22 protein-coding genes are annotated in these 26,551 nt (G+C 46.9%); 19 read left to right on the top strand and 3 right to left on the bottom strand.

Features of this window, described 5'->3' with window-relative positions; genetic code table 11:
* Positions 1–441 precede the first annotated feature (441 nt).
* From EKM71_RS09135 to EKM71_RS09090, 10 genes are all read left to right on the top strand, one after another.
* Positions 442–1,107: a type 1 glutamine amidotransferase gene (locus tag EKM71_RS09135; protein ID WP_125574340.1), complete on the top strand. Its 666-nt coding sequence runs from the start codon at positions 442–444 to the stop codon at positions 1,105–1,107.
* Positions 1,108–1,393: 286 nt separating this feature from the next.
* Positions 1,394–2,341, top strand: a complete 948-nt coding sequence (locus EKM71_RS09130) for an ADP-ribosyltransferase (protein WP_125574306.1) — start codon at positions 1,394–1,396, stop codon at positions 2,339–2,341.
* Between the two features lie 137 nt (positions 2,342–2,478).
* Entirely contained in the window at positions 2,479–3,201 is a 723-nt protein-coding gene (locus EKM71_RS09125) for an ABC transporter ATP-binding protein (protein ID WP_125574305.1), read from the top strand.
* Positions 3,201–4,421, top strand: a complete 1,221-nt coding sequence (locus tag EKM71_RS09120; protein ID WP_125574304.1) for an ABC transporter permease — start codon at positions 3,201–3,203, stop codon at positions 4,419–4,421. Before EKM71_RS09125 ends, EKM71_RS09120 begins: the two co-directional genes overlap by 1 nt.
* Before the next feature lie 126 nt (positions 4,422–4,547).
* Positions 4,548–5,135, top strand: coding sequence for a TetR/AcrR family transcriptional regulator (locus EKM71_RS09115; RefSeq protein ID WP_449809662.1), 588 nt, complete (start codon positions 4,548–4,550; stop codon positions 5,133–5,135).
* Positions 5,136–5,245: 110 nt separating this feature from the next.
* The gene (locus EKM71_RS09110) at positions 5,246–6,433 is read left to right on the top strand and encodes an MFS transporter (protein ID WP_125574302.1); all 1,188 of its coding nucleotides are present in this window, start codon (positions 5,246–5,248) and stop codon (positions 6,431–6,433) included.
* Between the two features lie 106 nt (positions 6,434–6,539).
* Positions 6,540–7,721, top strand: a complete 1,182-nt coding sequence (locus EKM71_RS09105; protein WP_125574301.1) for an MFS transporter — start codon at positions 6,540–6,542, stop codon at positions 7,719–7,721.
* Positions 7,722–7,771: 50 nt separating this feature from the next.
* Positions 7,772–8,614, top strand: coding sequence for an aldo/keto reductase (locus EKM71_RS09100; protein ID WP_125574300.1), 843 nt, complete (start codon positions 7,772–7,774; stop codon positions 8,612–8,614).
* Between the two features lie 345 nt (positions 8,615–8,959).
* Positions 8,960–11,152, top strand: coding sequence for a SpaA isopeptide-forming pilin-related protein (locus EKM71_RS09095; protein ID WP_164504770.1), 2,193 nt, complete (start codon positions 8,960–8,962; stop codon positions 11,150–11,152).
* A gap of 179 nt (positions 11,153–11,331) precedes the next feature.
* Positions 11,332–11,898 carry a TetR/AcrR family transcriptional regulator gene (locus tag EKM71_RS09090; protein WP_125574298.1) on the top strand — a complete coding sequence of 189 codons (567 nt, stop codon included), beginning with the start codon at positions 11,332–11,334 and terminating at the stop codon, positions 11,896–11,898.
* A 63-nt stretch (positions 11,899–11,961) separates the two neighbouring features.
* Here EKM71_RS09090 and EKM71_RS09085 read toward each other — a convergent pair whose 3' ends face one another.
* On the bottom strand, positions 11,962–14,076 hold the full coding sequence (locus EKM71_RS09085; protein ID WP_125574297.1) for a KxYKxGKxW signal peptide domain-containing protein: 2,115 nt from the start codon (positions 14,074–14,076) through the stop codon (positions 11,962–11,964).
* Positions 14,077–14,621: 545 nt separating this feature from the next.
* Here EKM71_RS09085 and EKM71_RS09080 point away from each other — a divergent pair.
* From EKM71_RS09080 to EKM71_RS09065, 4 genes are all read left to right on the top strand, one after another.
* The gene (locus tag EKM71_RS09080) at positions 14,622–15,053 is read left to right on the top strand and encodes a MerR family transcriptional regulator (protein ID WP_125574295.1); all 432 of its coding nucleotides are present in this window, start codon (positions 14,622–14,624) and stop codon (positions 15,051–15,053) included.
* A 3-nt stretch (positions 15,054–15,056) separates the two neighbouring features.
* Positions 15,057–15,467 carry a cupin domain-containing protein gene (locus EKM71_RS09075; protein ID WP_191986206.1) on the top strand — a complete coding sequence of 137 codons (411 nt, stop codon included), beginning with the start codon at positions 15,057–15,059 and terminating at the stop codon, positions 15,465–15,467.
* A 14-nt stretch (positions 15,468–15,481) separates the two neighbouring features.
* A complete protein-coding gene (locus EKM71_RS09070) occupies positions 15,482–15,802 on the top strand; it encodes a carboxymuconolactone decarboxylase family protein (protein ID WP_125574292.1) in 321 nt (106 codons plus the stop codon).
* A gap of 256 nt (positions 15,803–16,058) precedes the next feature.
* On the top strand, positions 16,059–17,189 hold the full coding sequence (locus EKM71_RS09065) for a glycosyl hydrolase family 8 (RefSeq protein ID WP_125574290.1): 1,131 nt from the start codon (positions 16,059–16,061) through the stop codon (positions 17,187–17,189).
* 102 nt (positions 17,190–17,291) lie between these two features.
* Here EKM71_RS09065 and EKM71_RS09060 read toward each other — a convergent pair whose 3' ends face one another.
* Both EKM71_RS09060 and EKM71_RS09055 read right to left on the bottom strand, forming a co-directional pair.
* On the bottom strand, positions 17,292–18,248 hold the full coding sequence (locus EKM71_RS09060; protein ID WP_125574289.1) for a GH25 family lysozyme: 957 nt from the start codon (positions 18,246–18,248) through the stop codon (positions 17,292–17,294).
* Positions 18,249–18,438: 190 nt separating this feature from the next.
* Positions 18,439–19,365, bottom strand: coding sequence for a matrixin family metalloprotease (locus EKM71_RS09055; protein WP_125574287.1), 927 nt, complete (start codon positions 19,363–19,365; stop codon positions 18,439–18,441).
* 218 nt (positions 19,366–19,583) lie between these two features.
* On the opposite strand from EKM71_RS09055, the gene EKM71_RS09050 reads away from it, so the two are divergent.
* The 5 genes from EKM71_RS09050 (at position 19,584) to EKM71_RS09030 (ending at position 26,454) form a co-directional block, all read left to right on the top strand.
* Entirely contained in the window at positions 19,584–20,144 is a 561-nt protein-coding gene (locus tag EKM71_RS09050; protein ID WP_125574286.1) for a DNA-3-methyladenine glycosylase I, read from the top strand.
* A gap of 16 nt (positions 20,145–20,160) precedes the next feature.
* Entirely contained in the window at positions 20,161–21,294 is a 1,134-nt protein-coding gene (locus tag EKM71_RS09045) for an exonuclease SbcCD subunit D (RefSeq protein WP_125574284.1), read from the top strand.
* A gap of 4 nt (positions 21,295–21,298) precedes the next feature.
* On the top strand, positions 21,299–24,448 hold the full coding sequence (locus EKM71_RS09040) for an AAA family ATPase (protein WP_125574282.1): 3,150 nt from the start codon (positions 21,299–21,301) through the stop codon (positions 24,446–24,448).
* Positions 24,449–25,006: 558 nt separating this feature from the next.
* Positions 25,007–25,990: a choloylglycine hydrolase family protein gene (locus tag EKM71_RS09035; RefSeq protein ID WP_125574339.1), complete on the top strand. Its 984-nt coding sequence runs from the start codon at positions 25,007–25,009 to the stop codon at positions 25,988–25,990.
* 17 nt (positions 25,991–26,007) lie between these two features.
* The gene (locus EKM71_RS09030; RefSeq protein ID WP_125574281.1) at positions 26,008–26,454 is read left to right on the top strand and encodes a GNAT family N-acetyltransferase; all 447 of its coding nucleotides are present in this window, start codon (positions 26,008–26,010) and stop codon (positions 26,452–26,454) included.
* The last annotated feature ends 97 nt before the right edge of the window (positions 26,455–26,551 follow it).

Below are 26,551 nucleotides of genomic sequence, written 5' to 3'. Positions count from 1 at the left end.
CTGACGATACAAGGGTGTCCCAAGCATCTTACTATAAATTGATCGGCTAAAGTGGCGCTTGAACGTGGACATCCAGAAAAGTTGGTGTGGTGTGATGAGACTCTGCTCGCAGGCGCTAGTCGTATGTTTTATTAGGCAGACGTCGGTATGCGTTGATGACCACCAACGTTAATGCCCCCGTAAAAACAGAAGATAGTCTATAAAGCCACCCCTTTTTTGATCAGTCATCCAATCAATCGTAACCTATTGGTTCATTATAGAAATAACAACACCTCTAACGTTAAGCAAAAGGCTTACTTTTTGCAAGCGCTTTATGCTGGAAACTTGATTTTCTTGTTTGAGGTAGAGCGGGTGACCAATCAAACAGGGCCCTATATGGAACTATGTCTGATTCCCAGTGATACAATTCCATTCGATTCATTTGGAGGGATGGTGACAGCCATGCGCGTAAATATTTTGCAACATACACCGGAAGAAGGTCCTGGTGCGATTCGAATCTGGGCTCACGACCGGGGACATAAGGTTTTTGTCTATCATCCGGCGCAACACGGAAAGCTACCAACGTTCGACGAGACCGACCTACTGGTTGTCTTAGGCGGGCCGATCAGTCCCAATGATTCGGCCCCTTGGATCGCTGCAGAACGGACATTGATGCGACAGATGATGGCCGCCCATAAGCCTATCTTTGGTGCCTGTTTTGGCGCGCAACAGATTGCCAAACTTATGGGCGCTAAGGTCAGTCCAGCACCAGTGAAGGAAGTTGGTTGGGCGCCAGTTAGGCGCCTAACAACGGTAATTCCCGGTATTCCAGAGAGATTGACAGTTCTTCACTGGCATCAAGATCGTTTCGATCTCCCAGCCGGTGCGATTCGATTATTTGAGAGTGACCAGATCGACAATCAGGGATTATTAGTCAATGGGAACGTTATTGGTCTGCAGTTCCATCTCGAGGTCATGGAAGATAACGTGTACACGATGGTCGTCAATGATGGTGATTACGTCCACGGCTCGGTTCTTAATCAAACCGCGCAAGACGTCGCGGATTTTCCGATCCCGGCTGAGAACTTTTTGGTTATGGCCAGAATGTTGGATTTCATTACAAAATAGCAGAAAACTCAAAAAACGGTGATTTAGGTCTTAGTGTGAAGCGGTACCAGCTTTTTTGTACGGGTAATAGTGTGACTTCAAATCAATGAGGAACTGTACCGATCGGTACAGTTCCTCATTCTTGTAACGTGGCCTAAATTAGCCGCTAGGACTTTTACAAAGCTTAGAGCTGAAAATATTCAATGATGGATTAAACGATTTAACCCGAACCCGGTGGTGGTATAATTAAGTTAACTTCAAGCGAATGAAACACGGCGGGGAGTGGGGTTCGGAGGAGGAATTTTAAATGCATACAGTTCAACGCTTTATGGCCTTAACCATGGTGGGGGGTGTCTTGGGTGGAGGTATCTGGGGAATGGAATCAGCCAGTGCCCAATCCACGGTCTACACGGTCAATGATCGGACCAGGCAAACGACAACGCCTGGAACCACTCAAGTTGTGACTGACCGAGAGGTTATTGCCCGGTCCGCAACAACTGATGAAGCCGTCTCGATTCCTAAGAATACAGCCTTGACGATTATGAGTCATCGCGATGGTCATACCAAGGTTGCGGTAGGCGATAGTAATCAGCCTCTGTGGGTGGCTAATCTGGCGGCGGTTACCTATAGTACCCAGAAAATCACCATTTCAAAAAAGGCGAAGAAGAAGCTAAACCGGCACTCTTTGAAATGGGCGAAAACTCTCAGTAAGCGGCAACGCAAAGTAATTGGGGTCTATACTGGTGAGGGTTCAGACGCGATTAACAACGCACTACGGGCGCCTAAGAAGCGAACGACTGCTAAGACCCGGCAACGAGTTAAGGACCTGAGAACGGCTCTCCAGACGTTTAAGCTTAAGCAACCGATGACGGTTTACCGGGGAACTTCGGATTGGATCGTCAATCTATCCTTGGGTGGGAAGACGTTGAAGCCAGGAGCCGTCTACCAAGATCCGGGATTTGCCTCGACCACGTTGAGCAAGACCGTGGGAACCGACTTCATGTCAGAGGACTTGCTGAAGATTAATATGCCAGCCGGTTACCACGGGGCGTACCTGGATCCTATCTCTAGCTATAATGGAGAAGATGAATATTTGTTGAATCCGAATACTAAATTGATTGTGACCAAGATTCAAAAGGTCACGATTAAGGGGAGGCTAAAGGTTAGTTTGAAGTCTGGTAAGCATAAAATCAAAACGACAATTAGGGAAGATCAGCGGTATCGTTTGATTACGATGAGTCTGATGACTAAATAAGGAAAATTGGTGCCGTCATGTGGTGCCAATTTTTTTGTGGAATCATTGACTTTTATCAAAAGTGATTGTATACTCACCTCATAACGTAAGTGATTACTCACTCACCTAAATTTAGAGCTGTTTTAGGAGGCATTATCATGGGACAAGCAATCATTGATTTACAACATTTAGCTAAGAAGTTTGGCGATGAAACTGTCTTAAAGGATATCAATCTTACCGTTAACAAAGGTGAGATTGTGGGATTAATTGGGCCTTCTGGCGCCGGAAAATCCACGGTTATCAAGGTTACTCTGGGAATGGAGGTCGCGAGTGGTGGTTCGGCCAAAGTATTCGATACGACGATGCCCAATCGCCAGTTGCTGGGGCGAATCGGGTATATGGCCCAAACGGACGCTCTGTATGACGCCCTGACCGGAAAGGAAAATTTGGTTTTTTATGGCAAGATGAAGGGCATTGAGAAGTCACGGTTAGCAGCCGAGGTTGAACATGCGGCCAAGGTCGTGGACTTGACGGGTGACCTGAGTAAGCGGGTCTCAGGATACTCCGGGGGAATGATGCGACGGTTATCGTTGGCCATTGCCTTAATGGGAAGCCCAGAGCTATTAGTACTAGATGAACCCACTGTCGGGATTGACCCGGCGTTGCGGCGCCAAATCTGGGCGGAACTCGACCGGATCAAAGACGAAGGTCGGAGCATCCTCATCACGACGCACGTTATGGACGAAGCTGAGTTAACCAATCGGGTGGCCCTGTTGCTAGATGGTAAAGTTATGGCTTTCGACGAACCAAGTACATTGAAGAAACAGTACGACGTGCCAACGATTGAAGATGTCTTCTTAAAGGCGGAGGGTGTTGAATAATGAGAACAATTGCGATTATGAATCGGGTTCTAAAAGAACTCTTTAGAGATAAACGGACGTTAGCGTTAATGTTTCTTGCCCCGATTCTGGTTATGTTACTAATGAGTGTGATTTTCAATACCAACTCAACGACAAATGTGAATGTTGGGACCGTTTCCGTCACTCAGAAACTCAATAAGGAAATGGGCGGGATTAAGCACGTGGACGTCAAAACTTATGATAGTAAGGCTGATGCCAACAAGGCGCTAAAGGATGAAAAAATCGATGCCATTATTAAGAAAGATGGCAAGAACTTTAGTCTGACCTACGCCAATACGGATTCTTCCAAGACGGCGGCCGTTAAACTGGCTTTTAAGAACGCTTTGACAGCTACAAGCATTGACCAGCTGAAGTCAGCGCTTAAGAAGAGTACCAAGGCTACAGTCAAGCTCCAGGCTCAGCTGATTGCCATGCAAAAACAACAGGCAGCCACTAGTGCGGCTAGTCAGACAGCTGGCGCAGCTACGGCCGCCCAAAAGGTCGCCGCAACCAAGGCGGTGTCGACGAACCATGCGACCAAGAGCAGCAGTCAGACAACGCCGAAGATTACCAATCACTACGTATATGGGGATAAGAACACGGGGTTCTTTGCCAAGATGGTGCCAATCCTGATGGGTTTCTTCGTCTTCTTCTTTGTCTTCCTGATTTCTGGAATGGCACTGTTGAAGGAACGGACGACGGGAACGTTGGACCGATTGTTGGCGACGCCGGTTAAACGCTCTTCCATCGTATATGGGTACATGTTAAGTTACGGGATTCTCGCCATCATTCAGACGGTTGTGATTGTCCTCGTGACCGTTTGGTTACTGGGCATTGAAGTTGTTGGAAATTTGGCGAGTGTGATCGTGATTAACTTACTATTAGCACTCGTAGCCTTGGCCTTTGGGATTCTTCTGTCCACATTTGCCAATTCTGAATTTCAAATGATGCAATTCATTCCACTGGTCATCATTCCACAAGTCTTCTTCTCTGGCCTGATTCCACTGGATTCCATGGCTAATTGGGTTAGTGACATCGCCTATATCATCCCGTTGAAGTACTCGGGGGATGCCGTGAACGCGATTATCATGCGAGGAACGTCTATCTTCAATCTGGGTGGTGACATTTTGGTTCTGCTAGCCTTCCTGGTGGTATTGACGGTGTTCAATATTGTTGGATTACGGCGCTATCGGAAAGTCTAATAAAATGGCGTTTCTTCTCCAGTATGTTCGCGTATAATAAGAATCTGACAAGACTTTGTGAAAGGAGTGACCAGTTTGGAACTACCAATCTTTGATAACTATCGCGATTGGCTCGACCAGCAAAAAATGCCTAAGGGGAAGAAATCCGCACTCATCGCGGCTATGCGACTCTTTTCAGAATCGGGCTTTGATGGCACATCGACAACTCAAGTGGCTGAAGAAGCAGGGATTAGTCAAGCGACAATCTTTAAGTACTTTCATACGAAGCAAGATCTCTTGATGGCGATTGTACAACCCGTCTTAGAAAACTTCTTTCCAACCTATCGTGATGAATTCTTCCGGGGAATTGCGAAGCAACAGACATTGACCGAGATCGTCCACTTTATCGTTACCGATCGTTACCACTTCATTAAAGCCAATGAACAAGCCGTTAGAATTATTGTGATGGAGATGATGACCAGTGCCGAGATGCGCATGGTTTTTACCAAGGTCGTCACAAGTGATGATTTCAATTTTCTGCAAGAACTCGTCCAATTTTTCTATCGGACTGGTGAATTGCGTGAGGACGTCGACGCCGCCGGCTTGATTCGCGTGATCGCGGGGCAGATGATTGTTTACATCATCCAAGGCAACTATGTGCCAGAATTGTTGCATGGTGAGCAGGAAGACTTACAGACCATTACGAACCAGATTGTGCGAACACTCAAAAAATAAAGTAAACGGCTAGTTTCCCGATTTGGGGGCTAGCCGTTTTTTGGTTTGTCGTGTAAGGTAGACTATAAAACTAAAATGAGACGTCTCACGTCATCAAGGAAGGATTTGTCATGTCTAAGTATCGGTTACAAACTATTATTTTTGTCCTCACCTCGTTTATGTTGGGCTGTAACGAGTTCATTGTTGTTGGGGTGATCTCTGACATTGCCAAGACGCTGAGTGTGTCTGTGGCCACGGTGGGTTACTTGGTCACCATCTACGCGACAGTGTTTGCCATCAGTACACCGATTATTACCGTGTTAACAAATCGGTTTAGTCGCTATAAGGTGTTTATGGTGCTCATGGCAATCTTTCTTCTAGGGAATACGCTCAGTGGGTTTGCGACGACTTACGGGTTGTTGATTGCAGCTCGGATGACGACAGCTGTGGTAGCCGGAGCTATTGAGTCCTTTATTATTGCCTTTGCCAATGATATTGCACCGCGTGACAAACGACCAATTCTGATCGCCTGGATCTCTGCTGGCTTTAGTATCGCTTCGGTCATTGGTGTGCCGATTGGGACAGCCATTAGTACGGCTGATAGCTGGCATACGGCCTTTCACATCATCTCAGTGATTACGCTGATCACTTATGTCCTGTTGGCTTGGCTACTTCCACGACAGGTTGATCAGAGTACCGGAAGCGTCAAAGAACAGCTGGTCTTTTTGACCGACAAACGGGTCTATCTAGCGGTCGGGCTGAATCTGACTATGGCTGCGACAATGTATGCATACTACACCTATATTCGGCCTATTATCACAGAGGGTCTAGGGTTCAGTGTTTCCAGTTTGAATTGGCTACTCTTTATTCTGGGACTTATGAGTATCATCAGTAATCGCTTGTCAGGAACGCTGGCCGAACGTGATGGGCTGCGGGTAGTACCCTGGTTTTATGTGGCTGATATTGTGTTGTTGTTACTGTTTCCAATTGCGATGGGCCATGCTTTCTGGGGATTTGCTATCCTACTCGCGCTGGCTTTGATTGTGATCATTGCTGGGGCGCCGCTTCAGATTCACTTTCTAGATGTGGCGGCGGAGAGCTATCCACAAGCGATGATGTTAGCCGCTGCCGTTAATCCTATCTTTTTCAACGTGGGGATCTCGGTAGGCTCGGCCACAGCCTCTATTTTGTTGAACCATGCTGGCTTGAAAAGCCTGAGTTTCGGGGCAATTGCTTATGCTGTTATTTCACTGATTTTGGTACTGGTCTTGAATCACGAAATGGCTAAACGACGCCGCTCAGAGTTGGGTAATCATTAAATGATAAGTGATGGCGTTTTCATAAGTCGTTACCGGAGAATTTACCCGAGAGATCGTGTAAGCTGATCGATGTGATGTACTAAATCGACTCAGAGGAGAAAGTATCGTGAATAAGTATCGTTGGCAGGCTATCGTGTTTGTCTTAGTTGCCTTTATGCTGGGATGTAATGAATTTATTGTAGTGGGTGTACTCTCTGACATTGCCAAGGAATATCAAGTACCGGTTGCCACGGTGGGCTATCTGGTGACGATATTTGCGACGGTTTACGCTATCAGCACACCGTTTGTAACGATGTTGACAAACCGTTATAGCCGCTATAAGACGCTGATGGTGTTGATGGGGATGTTCCTATTTGGGAATACGCTGAGTGGAATGGCCATGAATTATCCGATCTTGCTGGTATCGCGGATGGTGACGGCAATGGTGGCTGGTGCCATCATCTCGCTTATCATGACATTTGCGAGCACCATTGCACCGCGGGAGAAACGGGCGGGATTAGTGTCATGGATCTTTGCTGGTTTTAGTATTGCTTCTGTATTTGGGGTGCCGATCGGGACGGCTATCAGTACCAATTACAGTTGGCATGATGCTTTTTACCTGATTTCAGGGATCAGCGCGGTTACATGGGGATTACTAGGTTGGTTACTGCCACGGCAGGTTGAGCAAGTTCAGGGAAGTATTCGTCATCAATTGGTGTTGCTGAAGGATCGTCGGATTTATGTCGGCATCGCCCTAGTCCTCTTCACTGCTGCAACGATGTATGCCTACTATACCTATATTCGACCACTCTTGACGACGGCACTGGGGTTCAGTACTGCAAGCTTGAATTGGTTACTTTTCCTGATTGGTGTCATGAGCATCATCAGTAACCGGATATCGGGGATGTTGGCTGAACGAAATGGGTTGCGGATGATGCCCAAATTCTATGTTGCGGACATTGTCTTGCTTACCATATTGCCATTTACTTTGGGATCAAAGGGTTTGGGTCTCAGTATCCTGTTAGTGATGAGTTTGATTGTCACGGTTATCAATTCACCAATTCAGATTCATTTTCTCAATATTGCGGAAGAAGAGTATCCGCAGTCGACTGTGCTCGCCTCGTCGTTAAATTCGATTTTCTTTAATTTTGGTATTTCGCTCGGGTCAGCTACGGCTTCGGGGATGCTCGGAACAGTCGGGCTTCGCTATATTAGTTGGGGAGCTGCCGTCTATGCGTTGGTCTCGCTGGGACTAGCGTTGACCCTCAACCAAGTTATTCGCCGACATAAGCAAATCAGTTCACTTTAGAACGACTACGCGTTATGGTGAATTGAGATTGTGTTATAGGAGGTTCTGTCATGACAGATGTACAATCAGTGACATTAAATGATGGTTTTGAGATGCCAGCTATTGGCCTGGGGACGTATCAAGTTCGCGGTGGTCAAGGCGTTAATCAGATTCTGGCGGCCATCAAAGATGGGTACCGAAGCTTGGATACGGCCACAAATTATGACAATGAGGGTGCTGTCGGCGAAGCTATTCGTCGATCGGGCTTACCACGGTCAGCCTTTTTCGTGACATCTAAATTACCTGGTAAGTATCATCGGTATGCCGAGGCAACGAAGGCCATTCAGGAGTCATTATATCGAATGGGGCTCGAGTATTTTGATTTGTTCTTAATTCACTGGCCACTGCCCAAACGAGATCACTACGTGGAAGCTTGGCGGGCTATGATCGATGCGCAAACGCGGGGGTTGATTCGCTCAATCGGTGTGTCAAACTTCGAACCTGAACATTTGGATCGATTGATTAATGAAACTGGTGTGACACCAGCCGTGAACCAATTGGAGGTTCATCCGTATTGGACTCAGGAACGGATGCGAGCTGAAGATCAAAAACGAGGAATTGTGACGGAAGCCTGGAGTCCTTTGGGTCGAGGTAGTGCGGCTTTAAAGGAGCCACTGATTCAGAAGCTGGCCAAAAAGTATGGGAAGAATGTTGGTCAAATTGTCCTTCGCTGGCACATCCAACGAGGGATCGTGCCGATTCCTAAGGCTAGTAACTTGGTTCATCAACGCGGCAATCTCGATATCTTCGATTTTAGTTTAGACCCAGAAGAAGTGACGGCTATTACAGCGCTCAATCGGGTTGATGGCCGAATTGACAATCAGGATCCGAATGAATACGAGGAATTTGACTAATTTTTAGTCCCTAATTTAATGAGTTATCTCAAAAATGGTGTGAACTTAATCGGTTCATGCCATTTTTATTTGGACCCCAAATACCTAAGATGACAAATGATTATTCCGAGACACAAGTGGTAATAAGGCGAACCAGAAGTCAATCACGATAACTGCTAAAGGTGGGGTTAGAAATCTATAACATAAAACGCCAAATGACTGAGTACCCCGGGACGTCTTGATGACGATGAGTCGTTATAGTAGGAAATGAAGCGGAATAGAAGAGAAGTCTTTAATTCGGTAAGCTTCGATTCCCACTAGGGCATAATCCAAGATGGGAGTGTTGATGATTGGAGGAGGATGACGATGAAAAGGAAGATTTGGCCTATCATTTTGGGCCTTGTGATGGTACTGACAGTCTTCCTTACAGGTGGGTTCATCATCAGTGGTGTGACGGCCCACGCCGCTGAATTAAGTGCGGCCGGCCTCACCGGGAACGATGCGACTGTTACTGATCTGCAAGGGAATAAGGTACCTTTAGGAAGCGACCTAAGCAAATGGAATGGTTACGAGGTCAGTTATACGTGGGGCATTCCAGATGGCGAGGCGATTCAGGCTGGCGACACGGTGCCCGTGACGTTACCACCTAATGCAGTGGCGGGTCAAGATATTTCGATTGACTTGAAGGATGACTCTGGGCGTGTGGTTGGTACCCTGGTAATTAAGGCCGGTGAAACGACTGGGACAATTACCTTTAACGATGTGTTAAGCGAGACAGGCACCAATCGTGGCGGTAAACTTCAGTTTTACGTGACAGGAACGAAGGAAAATGAAAATATCGGACGCGACTGGATAGTCAACAAGGTTGGGTGGATTGCCGATCGAAATGAGGACGGATCACCTGCAACTCTGGCTTGGAACGTTGCGATTAATCCGAATGGGTTGTCATTAGGAACAGCTGTCGTTACGGATAACTTGGGTCCAAACCAAACGTATATTCCAGGCAGTGTTTATGCTGAAACAGGCAAGTATAATGAAGATGGCAGTTTTGTGGCCGATGGGACAGTGACGCCTGAAATTGAGTTTTCTGGAAATACCATTATCTTTACCTTTCCAAACGTTACAAAGACCATCAATATCGTCTTTCAAACGAAGCCAACAATTGTCGGTGAAAGTGGTATCTGGACGAATTTGGCGTCGATGAATGGTCAGAATGTGGATGCCCAAATTACTTGGGGGGGAACTGGCAGTGGTAATGGCTCTAGCGAAGAATTCGGCGAGGTTCTTTTAACCAAGACAGATAAGGCTACTGGGGCCAAGCTCGCTGGCGCAACCTACACCTTGATGGATAGCAATGGTAAAATTTACGGTTCCAATTTAGTCACGAATGCGGAGGGAAACATCTCTGTTACTAGTTTACCAGTTGGTGACTATAAGTTTATTGAAACGGCCGCGCCCGAAGGGTATACGTTGGACACAACGCCGATTCCATTCACGGTTACACAAGATGTGACAACCGCAGTGAAGGTTTCTGCTGAGGATACGCCAATCTCTGTCGTTGTACCAGACTCGGGCGAAGTTATCTTGACCAAGACAGATAAGGAAACTGGTCAGAAATTGGCCGGGGCAACCTATACTTTGAGAAAGAGTGATGGGACAGAAGTCGCTACAGGTTTAGTCACAACTAGCGAGGGTATCATCACCTACAAAGGATTGCCAGCCGGCAATTATGAGTTTGTTGAAACAGCGGCTCCAAACGGTTATACCCTAAATGCAGAACCGGTTAGTTTCACGATTGTCAGTGGGTCGACAGCAGCCGTATCAGTTTCGGCTGAGGACACGGCCGACCATAGTAATGAGAAGCTACCTGGCGAGGTTATTCTAACGAAGACAGACCGGGTTACTGGTAAGAAGTTGGCCGGTGCGGTTTATAACCTAGTAGATAGCACGGGTAATATTGTGAAGGAAGCCTTGTCGACGAATGCTGAGGGGATTATTCAGGTGGATAATCTTGCCGCAGGAAAGTATCAATTCGTTGAAGTCAAGGCGCCAGAAGGTTACAAATTGGACAAGACCCCACTTGCTTTTACCATCGTTGGTGAGGGGGCAGGGGCAGTGACTGTTTCTGCAGAAGATGTTGCAACGACGCCAGAAACACCGGGTGAAAATCCTGGTGGGGGCGGTACGCCTGGTGAGACGGTACCACCGGTGACAACGCCACCAGTTGGACCGACTACACCAGAACCAACGCCAACGCCAACACCAACACATCCATCTGTACCGAAACCACCAGTAGCGCCCACGATTCCAGGAACCACGACGCCCGAGACGGGGCACACGGTTGGTCAAGGTGAGCAACAGCCAAGTGTTAGTGGATCGGGAAACACCGCGCCAGTGACAAGTCAACCGAGTGGGTCGACACAAGCAGCTGGCGGTCACGTGATCCAAATGTTACCACAAACCGGTGAACGTTCCGCAAAACCATTAATTGAAGCCGGGTTAGGCTTCCTGTTGGTCTTAGTGACGGGTGGCTGGTTTGTTTGGGAACGTCGGTATTAGTTGCTTAATAATGCGTCAGTGGTGGATTACTAAGGTGGTAATCCACCACTTTATGTTTTCCACACGTTATCTCAGTATGATCTGCATTGTTGGAGCTGGTACGAGATAAGTCATTTATTCTAACAGCAGTTCAGGTTATAATTTACTATGTGTGGAATACTTTTGGAAGAGGCGAGAACATGGTAAAGCGGCGTGCACTAACGCAAGACATAGTCTTAGACCAGGCTAATCGGTTAATTGCAGAGAATGGTATTGAAAAATTGACTATTCGGGCACTGGCAGATGTACTGGAGATTCGACCACAGTCTGTTTATAATTATGCTGACAGTTTGAATGATCTCCTAGACCAAGTGGGCGTGCAGTTTGTCCAACAATTATCAGACCGGCTGATGCGGCGGCTAGTAGGCGTCGGAGGAAAAGAGGCCTTAATGGTTTTTGCTCAAGAATTTCGGCAGGGTTGTCGAAAGCAACAACATTTGGCCCCAATTCTGATGGATCCAAATGATATGCGACAATTGAAACGCACACATGAGGCGCTGTCGACACTCTATTTACAGATGTTTCGGAGCTTGCATCTCGTCGAAGGCAGTGAAGAAGGTCTTGTGGCGTCGACACTTTATCGCTCAGCGTTATTTGGGTTTCTAGTCCAAGAATTTGGCGGTTTTCTGAACATCTCTCAACGCAGGATTGATGCTCGTTTCAAACAGGTGATGCGGCTCGCTATTGATCAAATTGATCCTGAATAAAAAATCCGCTCGATCACTGATTAAGTTCAGCAATCGAACGGATTTTTAGTTGCGTAGAAATGTTTATTCTTGACGTTTGTGACGTAGGCCAAGGCCCAAGGTAGCCAGAGCAACGGTGACACCAGCAGCGATCATCGAAACAAGATTTTGTTTTTCACCAGTCTGTGGTAAGGTTGTTTCATTTTGGTGACTCGTCTTGGATGTCGCCAATTTGGTAGTTGTCAGGTTAGTCACCTGATTGCGGTGACTAACGACAGGACTAACAGAGGCAGTTGTTGCGGTGACGTGGTGACCATTGTTGGTCACAATCTTTGTAGCAGCGCCGTCGTTGGTTACAACTGGATGTGCCGTCTGATCATTGGTCGTGGGTTTGGTAGGGGTAACGATTTGATCCCCATCACCATCGGAAATAATCTGGTCTCCGGCATCATCAGTTGTTGGTGGTGTTGTTGGTGTGACAGGTTCTGTTGGGTCGACTGGATCAGTTGTTCCAGGATCGGTTGTTGGATCGGTTGTGTCAGGGTCGGTACTTGGATCCGGATCTGGATCAACTGGTGTCGTATCATCGACGATAGTGAAGGTGACGGTCGTTTCAGCTTGGTAGTTGTTAGTCGTTGCAACAGTGATCGTGTAAGTCCCGGCTGGAATTGCCGTGCCGTTGGCCTTGTAGACAAAGCCTAAGGGGTTGTCTGGGTCAGCATTGCGCCAGAAGTATAAAGGCAACGTTCCTTCATTCATCACATTGTACTTAGCTGTGGTATCAATGTTACCGGCAAGGTCTTGTGAACCAAAGAGAACATTAGTGAGTGGATCGAAGGTTGCTAGTTTTGGTAAATCAGAAAGTTTGTAAGTTCCACCTTGAACCGTCTGATTGGAAGTCCAGACACCCAGAAGGTTAGGATCATTAAAGTTGGTTGTAAAGTGATTACCGTCAATGGCAAGGGTGTTGAGACCAGTAAAGCCAGATAGGTCTGGTAACTTACCACTGAAGTTATTATTGGTCATGTAGAGTCTTTGCAACTTTGGGAAAGCGGTGAGATCAGGGAAAGCACCAGAGAGTTGATTATCACCGAGTTGAAGATAAAGCACTTCAGGCAAGGTTCCAAGGTTGGCGAGGGTACCAGTCAACGCATTGCTATCTAAATTAACATTGACCAGTTGTTTGTAAGCGGAAAGGTCGGGAAGATCACCAGTCAAATTGTAATGTCTGATGTAGAGGTATTGTAACTTCGTGTTCTGGCCCAAATAAGTCTGCATGAAGGTGCTGGCATCTTGTGGTGCCATCGTCGTGCCAGTTGGGACGGTTAACGTTAGGCTTGTTAGATTTGGTGCAAAGGAGAAATCGATCATATGGTCCGGGGCGATAGCTTGTTTAGTCAGGCTGAAATCAGTTAAGTTAGTCAGATATTGAATACCTGTGAAGTCAGTTGGCAAATCAGCCGTAAAATTGTAATCACTCAACGACGTGACATTTGAGATGTAGCTAAATAAATTAGCTGAAGTAATGACGGCACCAGGATTGAAAAATTTAGCCTGGTTAATGACCCAAGCCCGCATAGCTGGATCTGGCATCCATTCTGTGGCATCGACACCCATGATATTAGGCAAAGTGTCCTTCACTAGGGCACTTCGAGATAACATGGCTGTTGGAAGAATTGAGGAGAACGGTCGAATAGATTGAACTGGTTCAATCTGTTTGTTGTCAGGTGTTTCTTTTTGTGTGTCATCGTTCTTTGGCGGTACTGAAACGCCAGGCGCTTTTTGCACCTCTGGTTGATTCTCTTTTTGGGTCTCAGGAACGGTATCCTTTTCTTGGTCATTAGAAGTTAACTTGTTAGTTTTTTCAGGATTTGTGTCTGAATCTTTGGGCGCCTCATCGGTTCCAGTCTTAGTGTCAGAAATGGTCTTATCTTCAGCACCAGAGTCATCCAGGGAGGTCTTTTTTTCGGAAGTAGTGGTCAAAAGCACTTGATTGGATTGTTCTGAACCGGAAGCGCTTTCATCATTAACTTCAGTCTGTGGTTCGGGAGCTGGCATTGTATCCGCATGAGCAGTGACGCTCATGCCGGTCATGCCTAAGCCTAAGGTTGCCACAGTGAGACAAGCAAAGACCCAGTTCTTACCTGCCTTGTAACTCTTAAAGTGTTCTTTAGTTTCAATGTTAACTTGTTTCCTCATGATGATTTCCTCCTCAACTGATATGAAGTTTTTCGCCCTAGTCAGTGGTTACTTTTGACACACATTTATTAATGTGGACAATCTTTTCTACAACTTCATTGTACACCCTTTCATAGCAAATTCAAGCTAAATTATAAACTAGCGAAACTATTTCTTGGATTATGAATACGGACGTCAAATTAAAAGGATTTACCCGGCTAAGCCCTTGTCAGATAAGTCATGATGATTGCAACGTTCTTTTTTAAGTAGACTGGTTTAACGGCTGTCTTGCCACAGCTTAAACGAATTGTGCCAGTCGATCAGTCAGACAATTATCGGCATACATAGGTTATACTATATTCGTAACCTTGCCTTACTTACGTTATCAGACGACTATTTTGGGAGAATTGGCCTTTCTAAGTCATTTTTTTCGGTAAGCAGATCCTGAGTCAGCCAGCTATTGAAGGACTACGGTGGAAAAGTAGGTAATATTAAAAAATCCCTTGACTTAAAGTGCACTCAAAGGTGTTAACTAGATTTTGTAAAGTACGCAAGGAGGTGGCATCGTGGCAGGTAAAAAGTATCGGATTGGTGAATTTGCGAAGTTGGTAGGTCTGTCGACCTACACGTTACGTTACTACGAGGACCAGGGATTGATCGTTTCCCAGCGTGATGAAAATAGCGTTCGTTACTATACAGAGAATGATATTCGGTGGGTCGGTTTTATTCTGCATCTCAAAGGAACGGGACTCCGTCTGAATGATCTCAAACGTTATGTTCGATTGCGAGCAGAAGGTGACCGGACGATTCCCGAACGGCGTGCCATGCTACAGAAAACCAAGGATGATGCAGAAGCCGATATTGCTGAGCTTCAAATGCATCTCAAGGTCCTCAGTCGTAAGATCGATTGGTATGACGGTAAAGTAGATCACACGATTGACGATTCCGAGAGTTTTCATGACTATCTACAACAATTCAACGACACAAAAGGAGAATAAATGATGGCTAAAAATGAAGCAATTAAAAATGGCGTGATTTTCCCAGTGGGAGACAAGAACGTGGCTTATCAAAAATTTTTTACCGGTCAGAGCTACTTACAGGGGTTAGTGAGCGATCCTGACGTTAGCGTTGGGGTTGGTAATGTGACCTTTGAACCTGGTTGCCGGAACAATTGGCACATCCATCATGACGGGTTCCAGATCCTGTTAGTTACTGGTGGTGAAGGCTGGTACCAAGAAGACGGGCAACCAGCTCGGCGCTTACATCCCGGTGATGTTGTGGTCACCAAGGATGGTGTTAAGCATTGGCATGGGGCTACGAAGGATAGCTGGTTCAGCCACATCGCTATCACAGCGGGTACGCCAGAATGGTTGGAACCCGTTGACGATGCTCACTATAACGCATTAGACTAGGAGGTCTGGATTTCATGGCAAAGAAGCAAACAGCAGGTCGCGACAACTTAGGTGATTTTGCCCCTAAGTTCGCAGAGCTCAACGATGATGTTTTATTCGGCGAAGTCTGGTCTCGCGAGGACAAACTCTCTGCGCACCAACGAAGCCTGGTGACCATTTCAGCGCTGATCTCTGCCGGAAACTTTGAACAGTTGCCAGCTCATTTGAAGATTGGCAAGCAAAACGGAATTACCAAGGATGAAATTGCTGAAGTGATTACCCATCTGTCCTTCTACGTGGGTTGGCCAAAGGCTTGGTCCGCATTTGGGATCGCCAAAAAGGTTTTTACGGATTAGAAAAGCAAGCAACGAGAGTGGAAAATACTGCCTTGTGGCGCACGTTTCGACACTATAATGGCAAAAAATCAGCTTTTTCAGAAGAAACTTCTTCTGGAAAAGCTGATTTTTGAGTTATGTCCTATTATGTTGCTAGCCAGTCAGTTGTCAGGTCAAAATTGATGACTTGGGCTATTTTGGACGACAAATAATTTAGTTTGCGAGATAATTGAACTTAATTAGCATGTCGTGACTAGTTAAAGAGGGAGCTGGAAATATGCAAAAACGAGGGTTAATCGGTGCTGTTCTTGGACTGGGCCTGGTTGTCGGACTCGTGGCGGGCCTAGCTAATCTCCGACCAACAACGAGTGAGGCCAAGACCAATACGGCGGTGATTCAGTATCGGCAGTGGCGTCAGGCCTATGTGGCTGGGGCGTCTCAGAAATATGTGAAGAGTAACAATGGTCAAGGGAAGACAACGGCGCTTTCTGAAGGGCAAGGCTATGCCATGTTGGCATCCGTCCTGGCTGCTAAGAAGGGGGCCAAGACCCAGACCACATTTAACCAGTTTTACCGTTACTACCGGGCGCATCGGGTATCGAGCAAGGTGCCACTGATGCAATGGCAACAGACCAAGCGATCTGGCAAGATGACCAGTAAAGGTTCTCAGAAGAATAGTGCGACCGATGGGGATCTGGATATCGCCTATGCCCTCATCCTAGCGGATAAGCAGTGGGGGAGTCGTCAAACGAATTATAAAAAGGCAGCCAAGTCTCTGATTAAGGCCATCAAGCAAAAGGAGATCAATAAGACGACCTATCTGCCAACCATGGGGAACTGGGCGACCTCTAGTTATGATGTCAGCAAGCTTAGAACGGCGGACTTGATGACGGGATACTTTAAGACATTTGCCAAGTATACTAAGGATAAAACCTGGCGTAAGGTCGCTAAACAGAGCCAGGTGGCCGTGAAGAAACTCAGCGCACGGCACAAGACCGGACTGTTTCCAGATTTTATCTTTGCGACGAAGAAGACTATCAAGCTTAAGGCCGTTAAACCGTATACGATTGAGTCAGGGACGGACAACCAGGTTGGCTACAATGCCTGTCGCGTCCCTTGGCGTTTAGCCCAGACCTACAAAATTAGTCGGGACAGCGTCACCAAGAGGGCCCTGAAGAAGCAGCTGGCCTTTTATAACAAGAAAAAGAAGATTACCGCGGTTTATACCATGAGTGGCCGGGCCGTCAACAGTTACGAGAATACCGCGTTTACCGCACCGGTTCACGTGGCTGCTAAGATTATGGGGAATAAGAGTTTAACCAAGAAGACTGCTAAACAGTTACCGAAGAAGATCGAAAAGCACAATTACTTCTCGGCAACGTTACAATTGGTCACGGCACTTCAATAACGTGAAATTAAAAGGCGTTGCGTCCCAATTATCTGGGATGCAACGTCTTTTCGTATAAAAACGATGGTCAACTCGAAGGTTGATCATCGTTGAAATCAGTCTTTATTTGTAAGGCGTCACGTAGTTCTTTTGAGAAGTGATGTAGTGACCATTGGTTAATTGGTAACGGTAAGAACCCTTGTTGTTTTTAACAACGGCCTTAACAGCTAACTTCTTACCGGCCTTGATTCGCGTCTGTGAAGTCCGCTTGTTCTTAGTGAAGAGGGTGGACTTGTATTCGAAGATTGGTTTCTTGACGGTAATACCCTTGGCACCATCTAAGGACTTGTAATAGCTAGGCTTTGACTTGTGGGACATAGAACCGGTGAACCACTTGTCAACCGTGGATTTATTCAAAACCTTGTTCAGGTCGACATTACCACTGATACCGGAGACCCGACCACGACTCGTATTTTGCCAGAGGTCAATGGACGTTCCAGAAACTTTAGGCTTGTAAGAACTGTACTTGGCAATCCAGGCCCCATCGAACTTGCTGAAGTTCAGCTTGTGATAGTTGGCGTAGTATTCACCAGCGTACATGATTAAAGGCTTGTCGGTTAGCTTACGCATCGTCTTTAACCAAGCGTTGACGTAGGTTTGTTCCTTATTCTTAGCAGAAGGCATCCGCTTTTCTTCATCCAAGACGAAGAACTTCGTGTTCTTATTGCTTCGCTTGTAGAAGTCTTTGGCTTCATTCTGGGCATCCTTCACACTCGTGAATTCAGCGAACATGTATTGACCAAATGGGACACCGTACTTGTGGGCGCCATTGGCGTTGACGTTCCGCTTGCTGTCAACCATATAACCAGCGTCGCCCTTGCTTCCATGTTGGACGCGGATAATGGCGTACTTCAGGTCCTTGGAAGCTTTCTTCCAGTTAATGTTCCCCTGGTATTGCGAAATATCGGCAACCTTTTTGGCGGCGGCATCGGCCTTAGTCGTGCTAAGTCCAACACCAACGGCGAGAACGGCAGCGAAGGCGGCAATACCAACACTCAATTTATGTAACTTATTAGACATAAAATACTTCCTCCTCAATCTTTGCCTTCATTGTACACGGTATGGCCAGCCAAAAGGTTACCACAGGTTTACAGTTGATTACATTTAGATTTCAACCTTGAAAGATGGGGAGACATGGCGCCGGTAAATGGTGGACATGCAGATATAAAAAAAGCGTGACCCGTGGCCACGCCCTTGGCGAAATTTAAAATTAGTGAGCAGCAGCGTAAACTTTTAATGCCAACTTAGCTCGGTTCTTATCGGTTGTCGTGATTGGATTGTACTTAGACAAGCCAGCCTTAACTTTTTTGTAACTGTAAACGTTGTCGTTACCACTCTCAAAGTACATGAGATCAGCCTTTTTCGGCGAATGATTCAAGCCGAGAACATGTCCCAATTCATGAGCCACGGTGCTAGCATATTCATACTTACGGCCAGTCTTGGCAACGCTGTTGACACCTTTAACTTCCTTTTTCAAGGTGGCATAGGCAGGCAGAGAAGTTTCGACTGCTGCAGCCTCAGCGTTGAAGAGACTCTGATAGTTGGCATCGCTAGTCGTAATACCCTTGGCGGCCAAATTGGCTTTCGCCTTGGCTTCGATAGTTTTCGCATACTTTCTGTAGAAGGCATCATTGAGTTGGTTAGTCATGGAAACGGCAATATTTTGCGTCTCATCACGGTAGTAGGACCACCGGACCTGAAGCTTCTTTTTACCAGGTGTCCACCAGGCATCACTTTGGTCAGACTTCGTTGGTTTAGCTTTTGAGATAGAGAGTGTCAGGGTGTGGTTCTTCTTTGAGCCCTGAACAAATTCCTTTTTCCCGAGTTTTTTATTCCAATAGTTCATGGCGATCTTCGTGCTACTTTTGAGACTTGAATCGCTAGTGTTGATCCAAACTGTCGCACGCCCGTTCTTCTTCAATGCTGATTGGGCATCATAAGTGAGCTTATAGCGCTTAGCCAACTTGCGCGCATTTTTACGATAGTAGCTCTTGGACTTCTTCAGCGTTGTCGCTGACGGGTTCACGCTGGCAGCATGGGCCGTCACGGTGCTGGTCGAGATCACAGGCGTAATCAGCAGTGCTGCAGCCGCAGTTACGAGTAGTGACCGAATTCCTAAATGATGTGCTTGATGCATGAGTTTGACCTCCTCAATTCCCCAAAACGTCATGTTTACAATAGCATAGCCTTTTCCCCGTAACGGGTCAAGCAAAGAAGGCCCCAAATGATTTAGGCGTTAACCCTATGATAGCGGGGTTAGTGGGATGACCCGTTTAAAATTAGCGAACGAATGTTCGAAACTTTGCTTGTAAATCTGGTATAGTAAACGTAACGAAAAAAAGGGAGGGCTTTTTAGTGGTTAAGCGGTGTACATGGGTGTCTGATTCACCCGTCATGCAGGAGTATCATGATAAAGAATGGGGACGACCAGAACATGATCCCCAAAAGCTGTTTGAGTTGTTGAGTCTAGAAACCTATCAGGCCGGGTTAAGTTGGCAAACGGTGCTTAATAAACGAGCAGCTTTCAAAACGGCTTTCTATGATTATGATCTGGCCAAAGTAGCAGCGATGACGCCTACTGATATTGAACGGCTTTTGACCAATTCGGCCATTATTCGTAATCGACTCAAATTAACGGCAACCGTTGCCAATGCCCAGGCTATCTTGACCTGGAATGATCCGACAGACTTTGCCAGTTGGCTGTGGAATTTCGTGGATAACCAGCCGATTCGGCACATGATTCACACGATGGCCGATCTGCCAGCGACCACAGATTTATCAAAATTAGTGGCTCGTGAGATGAAGAAAAAAGGGTTCAAGTTTGTTGGGCCCACGACCGTTTATTCCTTTTTAGAGGCCGCGGGACTCGTTAACGACCACGAATTGAGTTGTGACTGGGCACCGGAAAAACAATAAGGGAGGACGATGACAAATGCGCTTTTTACATACAGCAGATTGGCATATTGGGAGAAAGCTTCAAGGCTATGATCTCCTGACGGAACAGCGTGATGCTTACCGTCAGATTAAGGCTATCGCCAAGACTGAAAAGGTCGATGCGATTGTGATTGCTGGCGATCTATATGACCGGGCTTTGGCCAGCGAAGATGCAGTAACGGCCCTTGATGATATGCTAGTCGATCTGAATCGTCATGAACACTTTCCGTTACTCGCAATTAGTGGCAATCACGACTCTGCGGTTCGGTTGGGTCAAGGAAGTGACTGGTTCAAGAGTACGGCGTTCTATCTCAATACCCGCCTGGCTGACGCATTTACGCCGGTTGTTATGGCGGGGACACAGTTCTTTTTACTTCCCTATTTTGAACCGTTTGCGGCGCGTCAATATTTCGAGGATGACAGCTTGAAGACGGTAGCTCAAGCGATGAAAAAGGTTGTGGATAAGATGGTAGCAGCCTTTGATCCAGAAATGAAACATGTCCTGGTCGCACACTTTTTTGCGGCCGGAAGTACCCATGTTGATTCGGAAACAGGTGTGCAAGTGGGTGGCCTAAACGCTGTCCCTGTAGACCTTTTGCGTGATTTTGATTACGTTGCTTTAGGCCATTTACACCGTAAGGAAGCCTTGCAGAGTGAACCAACGATAAAATACAGTGGATCGCCATTGAAATTCTCGACCAGCGAGTCCCAGGATACGAAGGGCGTCTGGATTGTTGATACGGCGACTGACCCTGTGACAGTGACCTTTAAACCGCTAAAGCCCTTGCACAATCTCGTCGTATTGCAGGCGTCGTTTGAAGAGTTAATGAATCCGAAAAAGGCTTTTCCGGTAACGCCAGATGATTTCGTGGCGATTGAGTTAACCGATACGGCGCCAATTGTTAACGTCATGCAGCGACTCAAGACTCGGTTTCCCAAAGTGACCGAATTACATCGGATTAATCAGATTGATGTCGCTCCCAAAACTCTCGACATTGATCAGGTGCAACAGGATCCTCTCACGTTATTGCGCGATTTCTTCGAAACAGTTGCGCAACATCCGTTGACTGATCAACAGGAAACTTGGGCTAAACAGGCCTATCAACGTGCTAAGAAAGAAGAGGAGGGTTAAGGTCATGCGCCCATTAACTTTACATTTACAGTACTTTGGTCCATATCGAGACGAAAAAATTGATTTTCAAAGGTTTGACAGCCCCCTTTTTTTGATTAGTGGGAAGACCGGGAGTGGGAAAACAACTATTTTTGATGGTATGTGCTATGCCCTCTTTGATCAATCTTCAGGGGTTGATCGCGAGCCCGCAGCAATGCGATCTGACTTTGCGACAATTGCAGATCATACACGCGTAACCTTCACATTTAGTCATCGTGACTGCGAGTATCGGATTATTCGGGAACCTGCACAAACTCTGAAGAAAAAGCGAGGAACCGGTGTTACTAACACCCCGGCCAGCGTTGAACTCACAGTTTTTGAGAATGGCTCAGAGACCAAGCAACTGACTAAGGCCAATCAGGTTCGTCAATTCTTGCAGGAGCTTCTTCAGATGGACGGCAAGCAATTTGCTCAGATTGTGTTGCTTCCCCAAGGAAAGTTTCGCCAGTTTTTAATTGCCCCAAGTGACGAAAAGGCAGCTGTGCTGGAACAACTCTTTAATACGGAGATTTTTGGCTTATGGGCCGACCAACTGAAATCGCAATTCAGAGCTGAACAGGACAGAAACAAGGAAGCTGATCGGAATCGGGAGCAAGTTCAGGCTAGTCTAATTTGGACAGCAGAGAATCAAGAAGCGGCAGAGGCCGCCATTGCCCAGAAACAGACGGCGGCAGTGATGACCTTGATGTCGGCGCAACAGACGGCTAATCAAGCTGCTGAAGCGACCGCTAAGCAACAGGTGACGATTGCCTCCAAACAAGTCACAACGTTGACACAACAGGACACCCGTGAAGAGCAATTGCTTAAGGACCGGCACGAACTCGAACAACAATTGAAACGACAGCAACAACTGAAAGAAAGAGAGACCCAAATGGCGGGCCAGCGGGAACTAGTCCAGCAACTTGAACGCGCTCAGGCCATCCAACCTCAGTGGACCGCCCAGGCGAGCGCCCAGCGTGATCTTGCTAAGCGCAAGTCAGCAGCGGAGAAGTCAGTGCTTGAACTGGCGGCCAAGAAGACTAGTCTTAAACAGGCTCAAGAAGACCAAGCAGCGGCAGCTCAGATTGAAACGCGCTTGACTGAAATCAAGGCTAATTTAACGGCTCGAGCTAAGGTAATGCCGATTTACGAAAAAGTTGCCGACCTGACACAACAATTGAAAGCTGCTCAGAGCGCTAGCAAGCAAGCTGAGGCCACCGAAATAGAGTTAACGAAGAATGGTCAGCAAACACAAGTACAACTCAAAAAGCAATTAGCAATAACGGAAACGCAGGCCGAACACTATCAGGAACAACAACGTCTCAGCAAGCGTGAGGCCGAATTAAATGAATGGCGACGGCAAGTTCGAGATATCCAGAGTGCGGATCGGCAAATTGCGGCGACTGAGGAAGAGTTGGCCATTGTAAAAGTGGATTTGAATCAAGCACAACAAACATATCAAGAGAGCCAAGCAAAATTTGAAGAGTTGAATCAAGAACTCTTGGAGCATCAGATTGCACAATTGGCAGCACAACTCAAGCCAGGACGCCCATGCCCTGTTTGTGGGTCCGTGGATCATCCTCACCCAGTGGCAGTAGCTGACTCCGCAGTGACCGAAGTTGAGGTGAAGACTGCTCGGCAACATGCAGAAGACCGGCATACACAGGTTACTCGCTTGGACACTAAGCTCAAGACATTAGTAGCCACCTTAGCAGATCAGCAGAAGAAGCGTGATACCGAGGTGACGAGGCTGATGGCCGTTGTGTCGACGACCGATTATGTGTTGGAAAACTTTGCTGATTGTCAACAGCGAGTAAGCGACCTAGTAGCGGCTTATCAGACGGCTGCTGACAAGAATAAACAAGCACTAACAGAGGTTAAGCAGGCCCAAACGCAAGTCACGCGGTTACAACGAGAGGCCGAACGGTTGGAACGGATGATTAAGGATGCGCAGAAGGTACACCAGGAAAAGGCTACGGTGGCCGATCATTTGGACGTTCAAGTGACCACACAACGTGAGTCCTTGCCCGAGGACGCCCCAACTTTGGCAGAGTTTAAGGAACAGGAACGCCGATTGAAGCAGCAGTTAGACGCCGACCAAAAGCAGTGGGATGCCTGTATTCAGGCTGTTAAAACGGCGACAGATTCGGTTACTGTGGCCATCACGGAGCGAGATGGTGCTGCTAAGGAATACAGTGCTAGTCGACAACGACTCACACTAGCTCAAGCCGATTTGAAGACAGCGATTGCCAAGCAAGGATCGGATCTAATGGCCTTGTCGGCTGACGAGCTTGCCGGACTCTTAGCACAAGTCACGACTTTACCGAGATTACGACAACAACTCACAGATTTTCAACAGCAGCAGGCTCAAGTTGAGACGACTGTTGCTGACCTGAAGAAGCGTGTCGCTGATCGACCACAGCCTAATCGGGAACAGACGCAACGCGACCTAAGTGCTGCTCAACAGCAGGTAACGGAACTTCTCGATCAGCAACATCAATTGACAGATCGCTGGCAGACCAACGATCGCTACGTCAAACAGCTAAAGAAGTTGATCGCACAACAAGCCGCCGCAGTTCAAAAGACGCAGGCACTTAATGAATTGGTTGGGGTGACCAACGGGGACGGACCGAATAGCAAGTTGGGACTGGAACGTTACGTTCTCCAGACCTACCTGAGACAGATTTTGTTGGTTGGTAATCAGCGTCTTCAGCAGTTGACCAATGGGCGTTACCAATTCTTAGTAGATGAAAGTCCGGCTACCTATAAAAAGAACTCTGGCCTGGAGATTAATGTCTATGATGATCACGTGGGGGAACAACGGAGTGTCCATACCTTATCCGGTGGGGAAAGTTTCATTGCGGCCTTGGCCCTTGCTTTGGCTTTAGGTGAAGTTATTCAACAAACCACCGGAAGTGTGGATGTAGAGGCCCTGTTTATTGATGAAGGTTTCGGGTCATTGGACGAGGACGCGCTCATGACCGCTTTGAGTTCGTTAGAAAGTGTTGAAGGTCAGAATCGAATGATTGGTATCATTAGCCATGTCAGTGAATTACGAGAACAAGTGGCTAACCAATTGCAAGTTGTTAGCAATGGTAATGGGGAGAGCCAAATTACCTATCAAACTGAAGATTAAGCTTCTCATCTTGGGATGCCAAAAAGAGCCGCGGATGTTATTCCGTGGCTCTTTTTAATGAAAAGTGTTTCACAAACTACCGGGGCTGTCACCAGAAAAAGGAGGAGGAACTCGGGTCGTAGACGGGAACTAAGCCCTCGCTTGTGGCTAGGCTGATCTCGCCAGGTAAGTCAATCAAGCAGTCTTGAAAGGCCAATCCCGGGTTGTTTTCACTGGTAGTGAAGCAGCCAGCCGGGCAAATCCCCTTGGGGGTAGTTGGGGTCAAATAGAAACACTTTTCACGGCTAAGCATACCCGATATGGCGTTGAATGAATATTGGAGAACAACGGGATTCATTAAATTCAGGTGGTTTTACCGGTGAACTTCTAACGGTGACCTAATTTTTAGCAGACATGATCACCCCAGATAATCGTTAGCGGCCTGAACCGTCAAACGGCGTGATGACGCGGTTGCTAGATGTTTTTAAATAATAGTTATATAATCAACGGTTATCCGTGCATAACATTTGTTTTAGGGTTAAAATAATGGATAATTATATTAGAAAAGGGATGATTTTGATGTGTACTAGTTTGACGTATGAAAATAGTCAGGGTGATCATTTCTTGTCACGAACGATGGATTTTGCATTTGAATTAGGCGGTCAACCGATCTTTATGCCCCGTAATCAAAGCATTCAAGGAGATGCCGGTGAATTTACCACGAAATATGGTTTTGTGGGAGCTGGGCGTAATTTGAAACATTATATTTTTGTTGATGGGGTCAATGAATTTGGTCTGGGTGCCGCAGCCCTCTATTTTTCACAGTACGCGAAGTACGTGAAGGAGGCCGCAGCCGACAAGTTAGGGATTGCCCCTCATGACTTAGTTGCTTGGGTTCTAGGAAACGCCCAGAGTGTGGCCGACCTTCGCAAACTCATTCAAAAGGTGCAACTTGTGGACGTCCCAGTCTCCTTGCTAGGACTGACAACGCCATTACATTTCATCTTTAGCGACCCGACCGGAGAAACGACCGTGTTGGAAGCGACGAGTGACGATCTTCACCTTATCGATGATCCTGTTGGCGTGATGGCCAACTCACCGCAACTGAGTTGGCACTTACAGAACCTCAGTACCTATGGCACACTTGTGGCAAGTCAACGGCCACTTCATGACTATGAAGGCTTCGAGTTGGCAACTCAGGGTCCTGGTACCGGCGCTTTGGGAATGCCCGGGGACTACACCTCACCATCCCGGTTCGTTCGGACTGTCTTCAACAAGCATTACAGCCAACCAACGGCAGACACACCAACCACGTTGAATCTGTTACAACATTTAATGGACAGCGTGACAATTCCTAAGGGCGTTAAACTAAAGGATGATGGCGCCAGTGACTACACGCAGTACCGAGGCTATATGGCCTTGGACGACCGTGCCTACTACATGGAACCCTATGACAACTTAGAGTTGCAAGGGGTCAAGATGACGGATGACATGTTAAATGAATGGGATACCCCAGTCGAGTATCCTTTGGATCACCAAGTGCATATTAAGCAATTAAACTAATCAAAGCTGGTGGGTAGATGCATGATTTTCAGCAAAAGACTTTTCAAGAATTAACGACGGCCGAGCTTTTTGAGATCTATCGGTTACGAACAGCGGTCTTCGTCGTGGAACAAACCTGTGCCTATCAAGAGGTGGATGACCTGGACCTGACTGCTCAGCACCTGTTCACGCAAGCACCCGATGGTAAGATTCGGTCGTATGCTCGGCTGATGGATGAGCAGAGTCAGGTTCGCATCGGCCGAGTCGTGGTTGCTCCCGACGCTCGTGGCAATGGTAGTGGACGCGAACTAGTCGCCCAAGCCATCGCCGCCTGCAAGGCAACGTATCCTGAGGCCGGTCGCATCATCATTCAGGCTCAGGCCTACTTACAAAAGTTTTACGAATCCTTCGGGTTTCAACCGATCAGTGAGGTTTACTTGGACATCGGTATTCCTCATTTAGACATGATCCTGCCACTGAAATAATCAAAAAGGGCGCCGACCACTGAAGTGCAATAGAAAAGTTAGACAAATAGTAATTTAATTTATGCTACTGAGGCTTGAATCCTATAATTTATAGGAC

This window comes from Levilactobacillus huananensis, from assembly GCF_003946145.1.
Classification (GTDB): Bacteria; Bacillota; Bacilli; order Lactobacillales; family Lactobacillaceae; genus Levilactobacillus; species Levilactobacillus huananensis.
This window is presented reverse-complemented; position numbering and strand designations above follow the sequence as displayed.

Coding starts and splice junctions, on each gene's coding strand:
- EKM71_RS09135 (WP_125574340.1), top strand. CDS start 442: ATGCGCGTAAATATTTTGCAACATACACCGGAAGAAGGTCCTGGTGCG.
- EKM71_RS09130 (WP_125574306.1), top strand. CDS start 1,394: ATGCATACAGTTCAACGCTTTATGGCCTTAACCATGGTGGGGGGTGTC.
- EKM71_RS09125 (WP_125574305.1), top strand. CDS start 2,479: ATGGGACAAGCAATCATTGATTTACAACATTTAGCTAAGAAGTTTGGC.
- EKM71_RS09120 (WP_125574304.1), top strand. CDS start 3,201: ATGAGAACAATTGCGATTATGAATCGGGTTCTAAAAGAACTCTTTAGA.
- EKM71_RS09115 (WP_449809662.1), top strand. CDS start 4,548: ATGCCTAAGGGGAAGAAATCCGCACTCATCGCGGCTATGCGACTCTTT.
- EKM71_RS09110 (WP_125574302.1), top strand. CDS start 5,246: ATGTCTAAGTATCGGTTACAAACTATTATTTTTGTCCTCACCTCGTTT.
- EKM71_RS09100 (WP_125574300.1), top strand. CDS start 7,772: ATGACAGATGTACAATCAGTGACATTAAATGATGGTTTTGAGATGCCA.
- EKM71_RS09095 (WP_164504770.1), top strand. CDS start 8,960: ATGAAAAGGAAGATTTGGCCTATCATTTTGGGCCTTGTGATGGTACTG.
- EKM71_RS09090 (WP_125574298.1), top strand. CDS start 11,332: ATGGTAAAGCGGCGTGCACTAACGCAAGACATAGTCTTAGACCAGGCT.
- EKM71_RS09085 (WP_125574297.1), bottom strand. CDS start 14,076: ATGAGGAAACAAGTTAACATTGAAACTAAAGAACACTTTAAGAGTTAC.
- EKM71_RS09075 (WP_191986206.1), top strand. CDS start 15,057: ATGGCTAAAAATGAAGCAATTAAAAATGGCGTGATTTTCCCAGTGGGA.
- EKM71_RS09070 (WP_125574292.1), top strand. CDS start 15,482: ATGGCAAAGAAGCAAACAGCAGGTCGCGACAACTTAGGTGATTTTGCC.
- EKM71_RS09065 (WP_125574290.1), top strand. CDS start 16,059: ATGCAAAAACGAGGGTTAATCGGTGCTGTTCTTGGACTGGGCCTGGTT.
- EKM71_RS09060 (WP_125574289.1), bottom strand. CDS start 18,248: ATGTCTAATAAGTTACATAAATTGAGTGTTGGTATTGCCGCCTTCGCT.
- EKM71_RS09055 (WP_125574287.1), bottom strand. CDS start 19,365: ATGCATCAAGCACATCATTTAGGAATTCGGTCACTACTCGTAACTGCG.
- EKM71_RS09045 (WP_125574284.1), top strand. CDS start 20,161: ATGCGCTTTTTACATACAGCAGATTGGCATATTGGGAGAAAGCTTCAA.
- EKM71_RS09040 (WP_125574282.1), top strand. CDS start 21,299: ATGCGCCCATTAACTTTACATTTACAGTACTTTGGTCCATATCGAGAC.
- EKM71_RS09035 (WP_125574339.1), top strand. CDS start 25,007: ATGTGTACTAGTTTGACGTATGAAAATAGTCAGGGTGATCATTTCTTG.
- EKM71_RS09030 (WP_125574281.1), top strand. CDS start 26,008: ATGCATGATTTTCAGCAAAAGACTTTTCAAGAATTAACGACGGCCGAG.